Source organism: Streptomyces sp. DSM 106670 (assembly GCF_055792845.1).
In genome coordinates, this window is the sequence record NZ_CM147704.1 from 899,903 (window position 1) to 915,702 (window position 15,800).

At 72.0% G+C, this 15,800-nt stretch carries 18 protein-coding genes; 7 read left to right on the forward strand and 11 right to left on the reverse strand.

Features of this window, described 5'->3' with window-relative positions; all coding sequences use genetic code 11:
- The first annotated feature begins 121 nt into the window (after positions 1–121).
- Positions 122–1,909, forward strand: coding sequence for an apolipoprotein N-acyltransferase (gene lnt, locus ACSMXR_RS03760; RefSeq protein WP_473171231.1), 1,788 nt, complete (start codon positions 122–124; stop codon positions 1,907–1,909).
- On the opposite strand, the gene ACSMXR_RS03765 is transcribed toward lnt, so the two are convergent.
- Positions 1,833–2,738: a Gfo/Idh/MocA family protein gene (locus ACSMXR_RS03765; RefSeq protein WP_103512152.1), complete on the reverse strand. Its 906-nt coding sequence runs from the start codon at positions 2,736–2,738 to the stop codon at positions 1,833–1,835. The genes lnt and ACSMXR_RS03765 overlap by 77 nt on opposite strands.
- 146 nt (positions 2,739–2,884) lie before the next feature.
- Here ACSMXR_RS03765 and ACSMXR_RS03770 point away from each other — a divergent pair, with 146 nt between their 5' ends.
- Both ACSMXR_RS03770 and ACSMXR_RS03775 read left to right on the forward strand, forming a co-directional pair.
- Positions 2,885–3,406, forward strand: coding sequence for a DinB family protein (locus ACSMXR_RS03770; protein ID WP_473171232.1), 522 nt, complete (start codon positions 2,885–2,887; stop codon positions 3,404–3,406).
- A 270-nt stretch (positions 3,407–3,676) separates the two neighbouring features.
- Positions 3,677–4,021 (forward strand): hypothetical protein, encoded by a 345-nt coding sequence (locus ACSMXR_RS03775; RefSeq protein ID WP_473171233.1) that lies wholly within the window; start codon positions 3,677–3,679, stop codon positions 4,019–4,021.
- Positions 4,022–4,078: 57 nt separating this feature from the next.
- Here the strand turns inward: ACSMXR_RS03775 and ACSMXR_RS03780 are convergent, their stop codons facing one another.
- The 8 genes from ACSMXR_RS03780 to ACSMXR_RS03815 form a co-directional block, all read right to left on the reverse strand.
- Entirely contained in the window at positions 4,079–4,654 is a 576-nt protein-coding gene (locus tag ACSMXR_RS03780; RefSeq protein WP_473171234.1) for a hypothetical protein, read from the reverse strand.
- 100 nt (positions 4,655–4,754) lie between these two features.
- Positions 4,755–5,444, reverse strand: coding sequence for a uracil-DNA glycosylase (locus ACSMXR_RS03785; protein WP_170994495.1), 690 nt, complete (start codon positions 5,442–5,444; stop codon positions 4,755–4,757).
- Positions 5,445–5,529: 85 nt separating this feature from the next.
- The gene (locus ACSMXR_RS03790) at positions 5,530–7,110 is read right to left on the reverse strand and encodes an ABC transporter substrate-binding protein (protein ID WP_473171235.1); all 1,581 of its coding nucleotides are present in this window, start codon (positions 7,108–7,110) and stop codon (positions 5,530–5,532) included.
- 118 nt (positions 7,111–7,228) lie between these two features.
- Complete coding sequence (locus ACSMXR_RS03795) at positions 7,229–7,984, reverse strand: SDR family oxidoreductase (RefSeq protein ID WP_065489216.1); 756 nt, start codon at positions 7,982–7,984, stop codon at positions 7,229–7,231.
- 20 nt (positions 7,985–8,004) lie between these two features.
- Positions 8,005–8,766 (reverse strand): 3-oxoacyl-ACP reductase FabG, encoded by a 762-nt coding sequence (fabG, locus tag ACSMXR_RS03800; RefSeq protein WP_006122981.1) that lies wholly within the window; start codon positions 8,764–8,766, stop codon positions 8,005–8,007.
- A gap of 219 nt (positions 8,767–8,985) precedes the next feature.
- Positions 8,986–9,369: a DUF3037 domain-containing protein gene (locus ACSMXR_RS03805; protein WP_242740347.1), complete on the reverse strand. Its 384-nt coding sequence runs from the start codon at positions 9,367–9,369 to the stop codon at positions 8,986–8,988.
- Entirely contained in the window at positions 9,366–10,244 is an 879-nt protein-coding gene (locus ACSMXR_RS03810) for a HipA family kinase (RefSeq protein WP_473171236.1), read from the reverse strand. The genes ACSMXR_RS03805 and ACSMXR_RS03810 overlap by 4 nt, the downstream gene beginning before the upstream one ends.
- Positions 10,245–10,318: 74 nt before the next feature.
- A complete protein-coding gene (locus ACSMXR_RS03815) occupies positions 10,319–10,933 on the reverse strand; it encodes a hypothetical protein (RefSeq protein WP_473171237.1) in 615 nt (204 codons plus the stop codon).
- 182 nt (positions 10,934–11,115) lie between these two features.
- On the opposite strand from ACSMXR_RS03815, the gene ACSMXR_RS03820 reads away from it, so the two are divergent.
- The 3 genes from ACSMXR_RS03820 (at position 11,116) to ACSMXR_RS03830 (ending at position 13,568) form a co-directional block, all read left to right on the forward strand.
- Entirely contained in the window at positions 11,116–12,138 is a 1,023-nt protein-coding gene (locus tag ACSMXR_RS03820) for a winged helix-turn-helix domain-containing protein (protein WP_137231385.1), read from the forward strand.
- Between the two features lie 139 nt (positions 12,139–12,277).
- Positions 12,278–12,991 carry a C39 family peptidase gene (locus ACSMXR_RS03825; RefSeq protein WP_364886160.1) on the forward strand — a complete coding sequence of 238 codons (714 nt, stop codon included), beginning with the start codon at positions 12,278–12,280 and terminating at the stop codon, positions 12,989–12,991.
- A 124-nt stretch (positions 12,992–13,115) separates the two neighbouring features.
- Positions 13,116–13,568 carry a Rieske (2Fe-2S) protein gene (locus ACSMXR_RS03830; protein WP_473171238.1) on the forward strand — a complete coding sequence of 151 codons (453 nt, stop codon included), beginning with the start codon at positions 13,116–13,118 and terminating at the stop codon, positions 13,566–13,568.
- Between the two features lie 9 nt (positions 13,569–13,577).
- Here ACSMXR_RS03830 and ACSMXR_RS03835 read toward each other — a convergent pair whose 3' ends face one another.
- On the reverse strand, positions 13,578–14,243 hold the full coding sequence (locus tag ACSMXR_RS03835) for a cysteine hydrolase family protein (protein WP_473171239.1): 666 nt from the start codon (positions 14,241–14,243) through the stop codon (positions 13,578–13,580).
- Positions 14,244–14,391: 148 nt separating this feature from the next.
- Here ACSMXR_RS03835 and ACSMXR_RS03840 point away from each other — a divergent pair, with 148 nt between their 5' ends.
- On the forward strand, positions 14,392–14,862 hold the full coding sequence (locus tag ACSMXR_RS03840) for a pyridoxamine 5'-phosphate oxidase family protein (protein WP_030623818.1): 471 nt from the start codon (positions 14,392–14,394) through the stop codon (positions 14,860–14,862).
- On the opposite strand, the gene ACSMXR_RS03845 is transcribed toward ACSMXR_RS03840, so the two are convergent.
- Positions 14,855–15,772, reverse strand: coding sequence for a LysR family transcriptional regulator (locus tag ACSMXR_RS03845; RefSeq protein ID WP_473171240.1), 918 nt, complete (start codon positions 15,770–15,772; stop codon positions 14,855–14,857). The genes ACSMXR_RS03840 and ACSMXR_RS03845 overlap by 8 nt on opposite strands.
- Positions 15,773–15,800 lie beyond the last annotated feature (28 nt).

Here is a 15,800-nt window from a genome sequence, read left to right on the forward strand (position 1 = left end):
CCACACTGGGTATCCAGACGGGTGTCCGGATCGGTTGTCCGGATCGGGTGTCCGGGCCGGTATCCAGGGTTGACGCGGTGACGGCTGCCGCCCGCCCACGCACGACCGAGGAGGGCACGGCATGCGCATCCGGGGCAGGCGTCTCCCGGTCGGCCGGAACGCGGCCGACGCGTCCGGCCACGGCGCACCCGGGCACAACACCTCCGGGCAGAGGTCCTCCGAGGGCGGCGCCACGGGCGACAGCGTCTCCGAAGACACCGCCTCCAAGGACACCGCCTCCGGCGACAGCACCTCCGGTGACGGACCGGCCGCCGGTGGCCGGGGCTCCGCCGGTACGGGACCGCTCGCGTCGCCCTGGGGGCGGGGCGCGGTGGCGCTGCTCGCCGGGGCGCTGCCCGCGCTCGCCTTTCCCGCGCCCGGCCTCTGGTGGTTCGCCTACGGGGCGCTGGTCCCCTGGCTGTTGCTGATCCGTACGGCGCGCTCGCCCCGCCGGGCGGCGCTGGACGGGTGGATCGGCGGCATCGGGTTCGTCATCGCCGTGCACCACTGGCTGATGCCGAGCCTCCACGTGTTCATCGTGCTGCTGGCCGCCCTGCTCGGGCTGCTCTGGGCGCCCTGGGGGCTGCTGGTGTCCCGGCTGCTCAGTGGTTCTCCTTCCGTGCCGCGCGCCGTGGCCGCCGTGGTCGTCGTGCCCTCCGGGTGGCTGATGATCGAGCTGGTGCGCTCCTGGGAGGGACTCGGCGGGCCCTGGGGGCTGCTCGGCGCGAGTCAGTGGGAGGTCGCCCCCGCCCTCCGGGTCGCCTCGGTGGGCGGGGTGTGGCTGGTGAGCCTGCTGGTGCTGGCGGTGAACACCGGCGTGGCCCTGCTGATCGCCGTTCCCGCCGCCCGTACGACCGCCGGGGTGCTGCTGGTGGTGTGCGCCGTGTCCGTCACGGCGATGTGGGCCTGGGCGCCCCGGCCCACGGGCGACGGCACGGTCAGGATCGCCGTCGTGCAGCCGGGCGTCGTGGAGGGGCCGGGGAGTGTCGCGCGCCGCCTCGACCGGGGCGAGGAGCTGACCCGTTCGCTGGAGGGCCGGGGCGTGGACCTGGTGGTGTGGGGCGAGAGCAGCATCGGGGCGGGTGCGTGGCAGAACCCGGAGACCGCGCGGCGGCTGGCGGAGCTGTCCCGCCGGGTCGGCGCGGATCTGCTGGTCAATGTGGACGCCCGGCAGACGGACGGCTCGGGGCGGTCGGGGATCTTCAAGTCGGCCGTGCTGGTGGGTCCTGACGGGCCGACCGGGGACCGCTACGACAAGATGCGTCTCGTCCCGTTCGGCGAGTACGTCCCGGCCCGCTCCCTGCTGGGCTGGGCGACCTCCGTGGGCAAGGCCGCGGGCGAGGACCGGCTGCGCGGCGACCGCCAGGTGGTGATGACCCTGCCGGACGGGGACCGGGGGCTGCGAGTAGGCCCGTTGGTCTGCTTCGAGTCGGCGTTCCCCGACATGAGCCGCAGGCTGGTGCGCGACGGTGCGCAGGTGCTCGTCGCCCAGTCCGCCACCTCGACGTTCCAGGACAGCTGGGCCCCGGCCCAGCACGCGTCGCTGGGCGCGCTGCGGGCCGCCGAGAACGGCCGCCCGATGGTCCATGCGACGCTCACCGGGATCAGTGCCGCGTACGGGCCCCGGGGCGAGCGGGTGGGCCGCCCGCTCGGCACGGACGCGAGCGCGGCCGAGGTGTTCGACCTGCCGCTGGCACGCGGCGAGACGCTCTACGTCCGGCTCGGCGACTGGTCGGTGTACGGGGCTCTCGCGGCGCTGGCCGCGCTGTGCGCCGTGGAGGGGCTGCGGGCGCTCAGGAGGCCTGCTCCAGGGCCTCCCGGACCACCCGCTCGCACAGCTCATGGGTCGCCAGGGCGTCCCGGGCGCTGAGCGTCTCGCCCCGGCGCACGGCGTCGAGGAAGGCGTGCACACAGCTCTCGATGCCGCGCTGCCGCGCCACGGGGACCCAGTCGCCGCGCCGCCGCACGCTGGGCTGGCCCTTGTGGTCGATGACGTCCGCGAGGTTGAGGACCTGGCGCTTGGAGTCCTGGCCGGAGACTTCGAGGATCTCCTCGGTCGACCCGTTCAGCCGGTTCATCATGCCGATCGCGGTGAATCCGTCGCCGGACAACTGGAGCACCACGTGGTGCATCAGGCCGTCCACGATCCGGGCCCGCACGGTGGTGTGGTCGACGGTCCCCGGGACCAGGAAGCGCAGGGTGTCGACGACGTGGATGAAGTCGTCGAGGATCATGGACCGGGGGTCCTCGGGCAGTCCGACCCGGTTCTTCTGCATGAGGATCAGCTCGCGCGGGTGCTCCGCGCACTGCGAGTAGCCCGGGGCGAAGCGGCGGTTGAAGCCGACGGCGAGGCTGACGCCGCGCTCCTCGGCGAGGTTCACCAGCCGTTCGGACTCGGCGTACTCGTAGGCGATCGGCTTGTCGACATAGGTGGCGACGCCTGCTTCGAGGAGGCGTTCCACGATCTGCGGGTGCACGGCGGTCGGGGCGTGCACAAAGGCCGCGTCCAGCCCTTCGGCGATGAGGGAGTCGAGGGTCGTGTGACGGTTCCCGGCCGGGATGCGATGGGCGTCGCCGACCGTGTGGAGCGTGGCGGGGGTGCGGGTCTGCAGATGCGGTTCGACCCCCGGTACGGCGGTGAGCACCGGCAGGTACGCCTTCTGCGCGATGTCGCCGAGCCCGATGCAACCGATCTTCACGAGGTCTCCCTGTCGCCGTGCCGTGCCGCGGTGCGTGGCTGTTCGCCCCTCGGCAGCATACGTCGCCACTCACCGGCGGCCCGATCCGCGGTTCCACCGGTAAAACGCCTGGCCAGGGACATGATCAATGGGTGAGGATGGCCGCCATGACTTCTTCCGCAGGCCCCGAACGCTCCGAGCCCGCCTTCGACGCCGCCGAACGTCCCATGCTGGAGGGCTGGCTCGACTACCACCGCGAGACGCTCGCCATGAAGTGCGCCGGTCTCACGGACGCCCAGCTGCGCGAGGCGTCCGTGCCGCCCTCCGCGCTCACCCTGCTCGGTCTCGTACAGCACCTGGCCGAAGTGGAGCGCTTCTGGTTCCGCGAGATCCTGGCGGGCGCGGAGCTGCCGGACCTCTACTCCACCGAGGAGGACCCGGACGCGGACTTCAGGGTGACGGAGTCCACCACCTGGACCGGGACCGAGGACGTCTGGCGGGCGGAGATCGCGGCGGCCCGGGAGAGCGCCGCCGCGTACGGCCTGGACGACCTCTCCAAGGGCGTCAGCTCGTCGGGCAAGCCGTTCAGCCTCCGCTGGATCTATCTGCACATGATCGAGGAGTACGCCCAGCACAACGGCCACGCCGACCTGGTGCGCGAGCGCGTCGACGGGGCCACCGGCAAGTAGCGGCACCGCCGCCCGGCCGGTACCTGATTTCAGCGCGGTCGGGTGCCCGGTTCGGTGCACGCCGCTGACCGGGTCACTCGTGCGGGCCATTCCGCGCCCACCGGGCCGCCGGAGGCCGGGCCGCACCGCAGAGTTGGCCGGGTGCAGAGAACCAGAATCACCGCGAAACTCCTGGTCGGGTTAGCGGTCACGACCGTCTCCGGCTGCGTCTCGGTGGAGCCCGGAGCCGCTCCTCCCCCGCGTCCGGGGGTCGCCGGGCCGGTCCAGGACGTGGCCCCGCAGATCGTGCAGCCACCCGCCCGAGAGGCGCTGGAGGTCGTACCGGATCCGGGCCCGCCGACCGCCCGGCCGCCCTCCCCCGCGCCCCCGGCCGCCGGCTCCCCCGCCGCATCCCGCGGCAACGGGCCCACGGGAACCGCCCCGCCACGCAAGCGCGCCGACCCGCCGTCGCCCCGGACACCTCACCGCCCGCCGGGCGTCCCGGCCGTCACCGTGCCCGCCCTGCCACGCGTCCCCGGCGGCGGCACGGACGTCTGCGCGCTCGGCCGGGGTTACGGCGGCTGGCCCGCGGGCAGCCCGGAGGCCCGCATCTGCTCGAAGACGTACGGCCGCTGACGCTCCCGACCCCACGGGCTCCGACCCCACGGGCCCGGCTCTCCCGGGCCCGTGGGGTCACTGCTCCCGCATGCGGAGCTCCAGGCGGTCGATGGCGGCGCGGACCCCGCCGCCGTATCCGTCGTCCGCGAGCGACTCGGCCGCGGCGCGGGCCCGCTGGAGGTGGATACGGGCCGATTCGGGGCGCTGGAGCTTGAGGTAGTCCGCCGCGAGGTTGAGGTGCAGCGAGGGGTAGAACGCCCGGACGGCCGGGATGTCCGGGTGTTCCGCCGCCGGCCCGCCGTCCGCCCCTTCAGAACCGCCGGGAACATCAGAGGCCCCCGCCCCCTCAGCCGCCCCCGCACCCGCGCCTCCGGCCTCGGCGCCACCTACCCCCTCGGCGGCTCTCAGCCCCTCCGCGGCCGTCAGCGCCCGCAGGTCCCAGGCCAGCTCGTCGCCGGGGTCGTCCTGGGTGTCGGCCATGTAGTGCGCCAGGGTGCAGCGGTGGAGGGCGTCGCCGTCCGCTCCGAGCTCCGACCAGAGCGCGCCGAAGCGGTTGCGGGCCTCCTCCCGGTCACCTCCGTGGAGCAGCATGATCGCCTGGCCGATCCTGGTCATGACGGCGTCGCCGGACGCCTCCTGCTGCTCCACCACTGCGGTCTCCTCGTCGCCCGTCCAGCCGATTGCCCTCCGTCCGACGCTAACGCCGGGCTTCCGCATAACCGGTCAGACACGGGCTCTCCGGGGCTGTCCGTCAGCCGAGGTCGGGGATCCGCCAGTCGATCGGCTGGTGCCCCTGGGCGGCCACGGCCTCGTTGATCTGCGTGAACGGGCGGGAGCCGAAGAACTTCTTGGCGGACAGCGGCGAGGGGTGCGCGCCCTTCACCACCACATGGCGCTCCTCGTCGATCAGGGGCAGCTTCTTCTGCGCGTAGTTGCCCCAGAGCACGAAGACCGCCGGGTCGGGCCGGTCGGCGACGGCGCGGATCACGGCGTCGGTGATCTTCTCCCAGCCCTTGTTCTTGTGGGAGTTGGCCTCGCCGCCGCGCACGGTGAGCACGGCGTTGAGCAGGAGGACGCCCTGCTCGGCCCAGGGCATCAGATAGCCGTTGTCCGGGATCGGCAGACCGAGCTCCTGCTGCATCTCCTTGTAGATGTTGCGCAGCGACGGCGGCGTCCTGACGCCGGGCCGCACGGAGAAGCAGAGCCCGTGCCCCTGGCCCTCGCCGTGATACGGGTCCTGGCCGAGGACCAGGACCTTCACCTTGTCGTACGGCGTGGCGTCCAGGGCGGCGAAGACCTGCTCGCGCGGCGGATAGACCGGGCCCTTGGCCCGCTCCTCCTCGACGAAGTCCGCCAGCTCCTTGACGTACGGCTTCTGCAGTTCTTCGCCGAGGACGCCGCGCCAGGACTCGGGCAGCAGGTCGATATCGGTCACGTCCACAACCTCCGGTGAGCAACAGGTTCTTGATCCCAGAACCTACCGGGCGCCACTGACAACGGACGCCCGCAGCCCTTCCGTACGGCTCCTACCAGCTGGCCTTGCGGTACAGCTCCCACATCTGCATGACGGTCTGCGGGTCGAGCGCGCGCTCGCCGCCGCCGATGTCCTCGCCCGCGGCGACGTACAGCTTGCCCTGCCACAGCGGCAGCAGCCGGACGTCGTCGACGAGGATCTCCTGGGCCCGCTCGAACTGCTTGCTGACCGCGCCCCGGTCGCTCTCCTGCCGCGAGGCGGGGATCAGCTGCTGGGTGATCTCCTTGTTGATGTAGGGGGTGCCGGTGACCGGCTCCTTGCCCACGAACGGAGCGATGAAGTTGTCGGGGTCCGGGAAGTCCGGGAACCAGCCGCGGCCGAAGACCGGGTACTCGCCCTTGTTGAAGTCTTCCTGGAACTCCTTCCAGGGCTTGCCCTCAAGCTTGATCTTGAAGAGTCCGGAGGCCTCCAGCTGCCGCTTGAGCTCCTCGAACTCGGGCTCGGTGGCGGAGCCGTAGCGGTCCGTGGTGAACCAGAAGTTCATCTTCACGGGCTCGGTGATGCCGGCCCCGGTGAGGATCTCCTTGGCCTTCTTCACGTCCGGGTCGCCGAAGGTGTCGAAGAAGCTCGTGGTGTGTCCGGCGATGCCCTTGGGGATCATGGAGTAGAGGGGCTCGGCGGTGCCCCGGTAGACCTTCTCGACCAGGGCGTCGCGGTCCACGACATGGGCGATGGCCTTGCGGACGGCGGGGTTCGCGGCGGCCGGGTCCTTGGGGTTGAAGACCAGGAAGCGGATGTCCGCGCCCGTGCTCTCGACGATCTGGAGGCCCTCGTTGTCGTCCTTGTTGTCCTCCAGGCTGACGACCTCCTCGGCGGTCAGACCCCGGTAGGTGGCGTCGATGCCCTTGGCCTTGAGCGCGCTCACCATGTCGGCGGACTTCTCGAAGTAGCGGATACTGACCGCGTCGTTCCGCCGGTTGGCGAAGCCCTTGTAGTCCGGGTTCTTCTTCAGCTCGGCGGTCTTCCCGCCCTCGTAGGACTCCAGGAGGTACGGCCCGGAGCCGGTGACCTTGCCGTCGTCGCGGATCTTGTCCTGGCGGTAGTCGCCGGGGGCGACGAGCGACATGGCGGGCGTGGCCAGGATGAACGGGAACGTGGCGTCGGACTTGTTGAGGTGGAAGACGACCGTGTCGTCGCCCTTGGTCTCGATCCGGTCGAGCGAGCCGAGCATGCCGGCCGGGCCGCCCTTGAAGTGAATGTCCACGATGCGGTCGATGGAGTACTTCACGGCCTCGGCGTCGAGCTTCTCGCCGTTGGAGAACTTGAGGTTCTTCTTGAGCGTGCACCGGTACGCCATGCTCGTGGCGTCGGTGAACTTGCATTCCTCCGCCGCGTCCGGTTCCGGGCTCGTGCTGCCGGTGGGGAAGCTCACCAGGGTCTGGTAAACGTTCCGCATCAATTCCCAGGAACCGTCCCAGGCCGCCGCCGGATCGAGCGTGGACGGGGAGCTGGTCGTCCCGACGGTTATCTTCTGGTCCGTTTCCGATCCGCTGTCGGAAAGGAGACCGCAGCCGGCCAGCAGAGAAAGGGAAGCTAGGGCTGCAGCAGCCTGCAGACTGGCCCGGTAGAACACGTGCACGCTCCTCGATCAGCCATGGGTCGGCAGACCATACCGCAGCGCCCCGCCAGGTCAATCCGCTGACCCGACGGGGCACTTGACTCAATCAGGGCCAAATCGGTTCAGGCCGCTCTCAGCCCACACCCGCGTTGAGGAAGATTCCTCCGTCGACCACGAGCGTCTGCCCGGTGATCCAGTCGGACTGCGCGGAGGTCAGGAAGGCCGCCGCACCCCCGATGTCCTCGGGCACTCCGAGCCGGCCCAGCGGGTAGGCGGCGGCCGCCTCCGCTTCGCGGCCCTCGTAGAGCGCCTCGGCGAACTTCGTCTTGACCACGGCCGGGGCGATGGCGTTGACCCGGACGACCGGGGCGAACTCGTGCGCCAGCTGGGCGGTCAGGTTGATCATGGCCGCCTTGGACATCCCGTACGCGCCGATGAACGGCGAGGGGGCGACGCCGGCGACGGAGGCGATGTTGACGATCGCCCCGCCGTTCTCCTTCTGCCAGGCCTTCCAGGTCTGCTGGGCGAAGCCGAGCGCCGAGATCACATTGGTCTCGTAGACCTTGCGGGCCACATTGAGGTCGAGCTCGGCCATGGGGCCGAAGACCGGATTCGTCCCGGCGTTGTTGACCAGATAGTCGACCCGGCCGAACGCCTCCATCGTGCGCTCGACCGCCGCGGCCTGGTGCGCCTCGTCGTGCGCCTTGCCGGGGATGGCGATGACCCGGTCGGCGCCGAGCCGCTCCACGGCCTCCTTCAGGGCGTCCTCGCCCCGCCCGGTGATGGCCACCCGGTCGCCGCGGGCGACGAGCGCCTCGGCGATCCCGTAGCCGATGCCCCGGCTGGCGCCCGTGACGAGGGCGACCTTTCCGCTGTCCTGCACCGTCATGATGTCCGCTGCCCTTCGGATCAGTTGAGGGGTCCGCCGGCCACGTACATGACCTGGCCGGAGACGAAGCCCGCGTCGTCGCCCGCGAAGAAGGCGATGGCGTTCGCGACGTCCTCGGGACGGCCGACGCGCTGGACGGGGATCTGGGTGGCGGCCGCCGCCTGGAACTCCTCGAAGCCCATGCCGACGCGCTCGGCGGTCTGCGCGGTCATCTCGGTGACGATGAAGCCGGGCGCGACGGCGTTGGCCGTGACGCCGAACTTGCCGAGCTCCTTGGCGAGGGTCTTGGTAAGGCCCTGGAGCCCCGCCTTGACCGCGGAGTAGTTGGCCTGGCCCCGGTTGCCGAGGGCCGAGGAGGAGGAGAGCGAGACGATCCGGCCGAACTTGGCCTCGACCATGTGGGCCTGGACGGCCTTCGCCATCAGGAACGCGCCCTTGAGGTGCACGTTCATCACGATGTCCCAGTCGGACTCGCTCATCTTGAACAGCAGGTTGTCGCGGAGCACGCCCGCGTTGTTCACCAGGATCGTCGGCGCGCCCAGCTCGGCGGCGACCCGCGCGACGGCGGCTTCCACCTGGCCGGCGTCCGACACGTCGCAGCCGACGGCGAGCGCGGTGCCCCCGGCGGCGGTGATCTTCTCGACCGTGTCCTTGCAGGCCGCCTCGTCGAGATCGAGTACGGCGACGGCGCGGCCCTCGGCCGCGAGGCGTACGGCGGTGGCGGCGCCGATGCCCCGCGCCGCTCCCGTCACGATGGCGACGCGCTGCTCGGTGGTGGACATGCTTGGTTCTCCTCGCCCTTGGATAGCGGCTCAGCGGGCGTCGGGGCGTTTCCCTGACAGAAAGACTCCCGATCGCTGAGCAACCGCTTAGTACCTTCAGCAGACGAGACGCTAGAAGCCCTGGCACCCGGTGTCAACGGCGCACGCCCCGGCGGGCCGCACGTCACACCGGGCGGGAGCGCCCGCCGTGGTGCCGTGCCGGTCCCGCCGGGGCGTGTCTCAGCGCACCAGCAGGTCGAGCAGCCGTTCCACCTCGCCGGCCGGGTCGGTGGTCAGCCCGCTGTGCACGGCGCCGGGCTGGACGACCGTGGAGCGCGGGGCGATCAGCCAGCGGAACCGCCGCCCGGCGTCGTCGTCCGCCGCCTGACCGGCGCCCCGGCCCCCGCCGCAGACCCCTTCGACGGCGCGCAGGGCGGCCCGCACCCCGACGACGTCGGCGTCCGGGTCCAGCGCCTTCAGCTTCGCCTCGTCGAGGTGCGTACGGGCCGCGACGAACGAGTGCGCCCGGCAGTAGACGAGCACCCCCGCGTTGAAGCACTCGCCCCGCTCGACCCGGGGCACGACGCGCAGGATCGCGTACTCGAAGACATCGCGCCGCGTCATCGGCCGCCCTCCTCGCCGGTACGGGCGGCTGTCGCCGCGCGGTCGCCGTCGGCCGGTTTCGGCCGGGGCGGCAGCCGCTCGGTGAGCCAGCCGGGGGCCTGGGAGGGCCGGGTCGCGGTCGGCGCGTCCAGCGTGATCCGCTCGTGGATGCCTGCGGCCCGGGCGAGCAGCGGGGCGATGTAGGCGCGGCGCACCTCGTCGGCGGAGGCGAAGCCGGGCTCGTCGGCCAGCCAGACGTCCGGCACGTCGGCGGTCACCTCGGTGAGCAGTTCCTCGGTGACCAGCGGGGCGAGCTCGGCGGCGGCGGACGCGATGTCCGGCCCGAAGGAGGCCAGCACATGGTCCGAGGCGTTGTAGGGCTTGGCGGCGGAGGCCTGGGCGCCCGGCCAGTTGTGGTGCCAGATCATGGTCGCGCCGTGGTCGATGAGCCAGAGGTCGCCGTGCCAGACGAGCAGGTTGGGGTTGCGCCAGGAGCGGTCCACGTTGTTGATCAGCGCGTCGAACCAGACGATCCGCCCGGCCTCGGCCGCCCCGACCTCGTAGGCGAGCGGGTCGAACCCGAGCGAGCCCGGCAGGTAGTCCATCCCGAGGTTGAGTCCACCGCTCGCGCGGAGCAGCTCCTGCACCTCCTCGTCGGGCTCGGCGAGTCCGATGACGGGGTCGAGCTCGATGGTCACCAGCTCGGGCACCCGCAGTCCCAGCCGGCGGCCGAGCTCCCCGCAGATGATCTCGGCGACGAGCGTCTTGCGGCCCTGACCCGCCCCGGTGAACTTTATGACGTACGTACCGAGATCGTCCGCCTCGACGATGCCGGGGAGCGAGCCGCCCTCACGCAGAGGCGTGACATAGCGGGTCGCAGTGACCTCTTTCAGCACGTTACCGGGCCACCCATCTCTGCAGCTCTTCAGCCTTGCTTCCGGCATGAAGTGAGCATAGTAACCAAAAGTGATCACGGACGAGGAGACGTGAACCGCCGCGGCCGGGCCGGCCGACAGTCCGTGGTTCGCGGAGTGTGCGTGCGGCGGCGGCGGTAGTAGGAATACGTGACCGCTCCCAGCAGCGGCCCCCAGGCGAGCAGCGGTCCATAGGAGACGACCAGCACCCATCCGGTGCTCATCACGCCCGACGGGTCCTTGTCATCGGTGCCGATCATCGGCTCGGGGTGGAAGTGGAAGACGAAGGTGTTCAGCAGGAAGTAGACACAGGCGGCGGTGACGGCGAACGCTCCGAGCGCGGCTGGGACGACCGCAGCGGCCACCGGTACGCGCCGGCCGCCCACGAGCGGAATCCGGCGCGGCAGGATCTCGCCCCAGGGCCGGACGAGGCCGAGGGTGAGCAGCGCGAGCAGCTCGGAGACAACCGTCAGGGCGAGCATGTACGCCTCTTCGGCGATGCTCGTCCCGCCCTCCAGCAGGCCGAGGGTCATGCCGATGATGACGGCCACCCGCCAGAGCCCCGACGGCAGGACGCACCAAGGAACCGCCCTTGCCGCCAACTCGGCCCAGCGCGGGACGGGTTGCGAAAGGACGGCGGGGGCGGGGGTGCGGGCGTCCGTGGCAGTCATGACACTTCCTTCGGCGGGAGGTGCTCATCAGTATTCGCGGCGGCGCCGGCCCGGAACTCCTGCTCAGGTAGGGATCGCCTCATCCGCCCGGGCCAGGGCATGTCCGACGGCCCGAACGGAGAGACCGGCATATCCCGTCGCGCCCGCGGGTATTGGCCTGTTCGCCGTCCGATGGAGCGTCCATGCTGCGGATCCACTTCACCCCCGAGGACATGACCCGGGTCAGGGTGGCCCCGGGACCGGATCTCCTCTGGGAGATCAGCAACAGCGTGCAGACCCTGCAACGGACCGACGGGGCACGGGTCTTCGGCGACTGGCGGCGCTGGGTGCGGCCCCGGCTCCCGGAGAGCCGCCGGCTGCTCTCCCCGCTGCTGCCGCCCTACGGCTACTCCCCCGACTTCCTCACCCCCACCTCCGGGGAGCGCACCACGCTCCGGGCCGCCGTCGACACCCTGCTCGGAACGCCGCGGCCGAGGCTGCGCGCGGAGCTGACCCGGCTGGCCGGATCGACGTCGCTGCCCGGCTGGGCCGCCGCCCTGGCCGAGGGCGACACGGACGCGCTCGCGCGGCTGGGCGACGCGCTCCACGCCTATCAGGCGCAGGCGCTCCTGCCGCACTGGCGGCAGGTCCGCGCGGACCTGGAGGCCGACCGGGCGCTGCGGATGCGGCATCTGATGGACGGTGGCACCGAGGCGCTGCTGACCGGACTCGGGCCCGGCGTCCGCTGGCAGCCGCCCGTGCTGGAGGTCGCCTACCCGGTCGACCAGGACCTGCGGCTGGACGGCCGCGGACTCGTGCTCCAGGCGTCGTTCTTCTGCTGGCCCACCCCGACCACCCTCGCGGACGGTGAGCTGCCGCCCGTCCTGGTCCATCCCATCCAGCACACGGCCGACTGGGCCGGACGCCCGGGGGCGACGGAACCGACGACGGACCGCGGTCCCCTCGGCCGTCTCCTCGGGCAGACCCGTGCGGACCTGCTGCGGGCCACCCGTACCGGCTGCTCCACCGTGGAGGCGGCCCGGCTGCTCCAGGTGACCCACCCGGCCGTCAGCCAGCACATGAACGTGCTGCGCGCGGCGGGGCTGACCACCACCGTGCGCACGGCTGGCCGCGCGTTTCACGTCGCGACCGCCGAGGGGCGTGCGCTGCTGGCCGCGGAGGACCGGCGCGCCGGGCGTGGGCCGGGCGGCGAACCGCGCCCGTAAGCCTGGGCTTACACCGCTTGTGCCCGTCCCGGGCCGGCCGCCACGCTGGCTGCTTCCATCGCACCGCACCCGGCCGGGTGGCCCCCACCGCCGCCCCGCGCCGGTGTTTCCGTACGGCACCCTCCCCACAGGAGCCCTCATGCGCGCGAGACTTGTCACCGGCACGGTCGCAACGCTTTTCCTCGGAGCACTTCTTCTCCCCGGCACCGCCCAGGCGTCGCCCGCCCCCGCCGTCCCGGTCGTGGACGTACGGGCCCATGACTCGACGGCCGGCACGGCCCTCGTCTCCGGCTACGACGAGCCGGGGGCCGGGCTGCGGGTCGCCGCCGGGCGCACGAGCGACGCACGCTGGCTGGAGATCGACTACCAGGTCCAGGAGACCGGCTACTGGTGCGGTCCCGCCGCGACGCGCATCGCGCTCTCCGCCCGGACCGCCGCGCCGAGCCAGGGCGAACTGGCCGCGCAGCTCGGTACGACCGAGGCGGGCACCGATCACATCGGCCAGGTCACGGGCGTGCTCAACGCGCGTCTCGGCGGCGGCTGGTACGAGACCAAGGAGATGCCGAACGACCCGCCCACCCAGGGGCAGCGGGACCTCCTGTGGCACGACATCGTGTTCGACATCGACCGCAACTATCCGCTGGTCGCCAACATCGTCGCCCCGCCGGGCAACCAGCCGCCCGGCTACCCGCCGGACCAGACGATCTACCACTACTTCACCGTCTTCGGCTACGACGCGGTCGACCGCACCGTTCTCATCGCGGACCCGGCGTCCTTCGGCGGCAACCAGATCTACTGGATCTCCTTCGACCAACTCGCCTCCCTCATCCCGCCGAAGGGCTACTCCGCCTGACCGGCTGCCACCTCCCGCGTGAACATCCGCGCGGCGCGGCACGTACCCCTGATCGAAGTCATCGAGGACGGGGCCCGGACACCACCGGGCCCCCACCGGGACACCGACGAAGGGAATTGCCGCGATGAGCGCAACGCAGGAGCACCGGATCCTCCTCGGACGCCGCACGGTGGTCGTGGCCGTGGGGGCGGCCGGAGCGGCGGCCGCCCTCACCGCGTGCGGCGGATCGGACGATCCGGGCGGCTCGGACGCGGTCGAGCAGCCCGGGAACGGCGGCGGGGGCAAAGGCGGTGACGTGCTCGCCGCGGCCTCCGACATTCCGGAGGGCGGCGGGGTGGTCTTCGCCGCGCAGAAGGTCGTGGTCACCCAGCCGCGGCCGGGCGAGTTCAAGGCGTTCTCGTCCACGTGCACCCATCAGGGCTGCGCGGTCAAGGACGTCTCGGCCGGCACGATCACCTGCCCCTGCCACAACTCCACCTTCGACGCCGCCACGGGCAGCCCGACCGGCGGGCCCGCCACCCAGCCGTTGCCCGCCCGCGAGATCGTCGTCAAGGGCGATGCGATCAGGCTGGCGTAGGACCGGCTCTCAGACGGCCGTCGTCCGCTGCCTGCGCGGTCGCTTCCAGCTGCCGAGGACGGCGTCGGTGGTGGTGACGGTGGCGACCAGGGCGAGGGTGTTACGGACCATGGCGGGGGTGTACTCGGCGGGCACCCCCGCGATGGCGTCGGCCGGGACGACGGCCGTGTAGCCGAGGTTGACCGCGTCGAAGACGGCGTTGGGGATGGCGATGTTGGCCGATACGCCGATGATGACGAGCGTGCGGCAGCCGAGGTTGCGCAGCAGCGGGTCGACGTCGGTGCCGGCCAGGGGCGAGAGGCCGTGCAGCCGGCGGACGACGAGATCCTCGTCGGCCACCTCGATGGGGGGTGCGACCCGGACGGCGGTGGTGCCGGTGTGCTGCTGGACGGGCAGCCGGGCGGCGGCGCGGAAGAGCCGGGCGTTGCGGTTGCCGCCGCGCCCGTCGGGCCGGCTCTCGGCGATCGCGTGCATCACCTGGACGCCGCTCTCGTGGGCGGCGGCGACGAGCCGGGCGACGTGGTCCAGGGCGCCCGACGAGCGGGCTGCGGCGGCGAGTTCGGGCAGGGCGCTGTCCGGCCCCACCACCCCCTGCTGGCACTCGACGGTCAGCAGGACGGTGGTGGCGGGGTCGAGCAGCGCGGTGAGCCGCTCCTGTGATTCCCTCGACGGCACGGGCGCTCCTCCCTTTCCTGTTCCCGGGGCGGGTTCCGTGGACGGGACCGGGCGCGCGAGAGTAGCGGCCATTGCGTCATGAAGGAAGAGCGTCCATGATTTCTGACACCTAGTCAGATTCGGGCGAGATTCCAGGAGAGGGCGGCACATGACCGACACCCAGCGACGAGGCCGCCGGATCATGATGACGCCCGAGGAGCGGGACGCCTACCTCGGGGAGCAGCGCACCTGCCGGGTGGCCACGCTCGGCTCCGACGGCGCTCCGCACATCGGCGCGCTGTGGTTCGTCTGGGACGGCGGCTCGCTCTGGCTGTACTCCATCACCCGCAGCCGTCGCTGGTCCCAGCTGCGCAAGGACACCAGGATCGCCGTGGTCGTGGACGACGGCGAGGGGTACGAGGAGCTGCGCGGCGTGGAGCTCACCGGCCGGGCGGAGTTCATCGGCGAGGCTCCGCGCACGGGCGAGCCCTGCCCCGAACTCGTGGAGCCGGAGCGGCTGTTCCCGGTGAAGTACTTCGGCATCACGGAGATGCCCCACGACGGACGGCACGCCTGGCTGCGGCTCACCCCGGAGACGATCACCTCCTGGGACTTCCGCAAGCTCGCCGGTCTCACCTGACCTCGGCGGCCGCCACGCCCGCGCCCGCCGCCCGCAGCGCGTCCACCGCCGCGCGGACCGACGGCCGGCGGTCCGCGTCGGTGCGCCAGACCACATGGACGTGCCGTCGCATGGTCTGCCGCACCGGCACCAGGCGCACCCCGTCGGGAACCGGGCCGCGCCCCAGCCGGGGAGCCACACAGACGCCGAACCCGGCCGCGATCAGCGCGAGTTGCGTATGGTGCTCACCGGCCAGATGGGCGATGCGCGGCTCGATGCCCCGCGAACGCAGCGTGAACATCAGCCACTCGTAACAGAATTCACCCTCGGGCCAGGACACCCACGGGTCGTCCGCGAAGTCCTCCAGCTCCACCTCGTCGCGGTCCGCCAGCGGATGCCCGGCCGGCATGGCGATGTCCGGTGCGTCGTCGAGGAGTTCGGCCTTGGTCAGACCGCCGGGCACGGGCAGCCGCTTGTTGCTCCAGTCGAGCACGACGGCCAGGTCGACGTCACCGCGCAGCACCGCGCGCAGCCCCTGCTCGGGCTCCAACTCCCGGGTACGGACGGTGAGGTCGGGGTGGTCGGCGCGCAGGGTGGTGAGCGTCGCGGGGAACAGCCCGCGCGCCGCGGTCGGGAAGGCGCAGATCCGTACCTCACCGACGACCTCGCCGCGCTGCGCCTCGATGTCGGACTGGGCCAGCTCCACCTGCGACAGGATCCGCGCGGCATGGTCCGCGAGCAGCCGGCCCGCGTCGGTGAGGCGGACACCCCGGCCGTTCTTGGCGAGCAGCCGCTGCCCGACCTCGCGCTCCAGCTTGGCCATCTGCTGCGAGACCGCCGACGTGGTGACGTGCAGCCCGTCGGCCGCCCCGCTCACCGAGCCGTGCCGGGCGAGGGCGTCCAGGGTGCGCAGCCGCTCCAGGTTCAACATGTAAGCGATGCTACGCGAACACGCACAG

What these genes read in the sequence shown, in the direction of transcription:
- fabG (WP_006122981.1), bottom strand. Translation starts at nt 8,766, where the DNA reads ATGTCCACCACCGAGCAGCGCGTCGCCATCGTGACGGGAGCGGCGCGG.
- ACSMXR_RS03805 (WP_242740347.1), bottom strand. Translation starts at nt 9,369, where the DNA reads ATGACGCGGCGCGATGTCTTCGAGTACGCGATCCTGCGCGTCGTGCCC.
- ACSMXR_RS03815 (WP_473171237.1), bottom strand. Translation starts at nt 10,933, where the DNA reads ATGACTGCCACGGACGCCCGCACCCCCGCCCCCGCCGTCCTTTCGCAA.
- ACSMXR_RS03795 (WP_065489216.1), bottom strand. Translation starts at nt 7,984, where the DNA reads ATGACGGTGCAGGACAGCGGAAAGGTCGCCCTCGTCACGGGCGCCAGC.
- lnt (WP_473171231.1), top strand. Translation starts at nt 122, where the DNA reads ATGCGCATCCGGGGCAGGCGTCTCCCGGTCGGCCGGAACGCGGCCGAC.
- ACSMXR_RS03830 (WP_473171238.1), top strand. Translation starts at nt 13,116, where the DNA reads ATGAGCGCAACGCAGGAGCACCGGATCCTCCTCGGACGCCGCACGGTG.
- ACSMXR_RS03770 (WP_473171232.1), top strand. Translation starts at nt 2,885, where the DNA reads ATGACTTCTTCCGCAGGCCCCGAACGCTCCGAGCCCGCCTTCGACGCC.
- ACSMXR_RS03820 (WP_137231385.1), top strand. Translation starts at nt 11,116, where the DNA reads ATGCTGCGGATCCACTTCACCCCCGAGGACATGACCCGGGTCAGGGTG.
- ACSMXR_RS03845 (WP_473171240.1), bottom strand. Translation starts at nt 15,772, where the DNA reads ATGTTGAACCTGGAGCGGCTGCGCACCCTGGACGCCCTCGCCCGGCAC.
- ACSMXR_RS03825 (WP_364886160.1), top strand. Translation starts at nt 12,278, where the DNA reads ATGCGCGCGAGACTTGTCACCGGCACGGTCGCAACGCTTTTCCTCGGA.
- ACSMXR_RS03840 (WP_030623818.1), top strand. Translation starts at nt 14,392, where the DNA reads ATGACCGACACCCAGCGACGAGGCCGCCGGATCATGATGACGCCCGAG.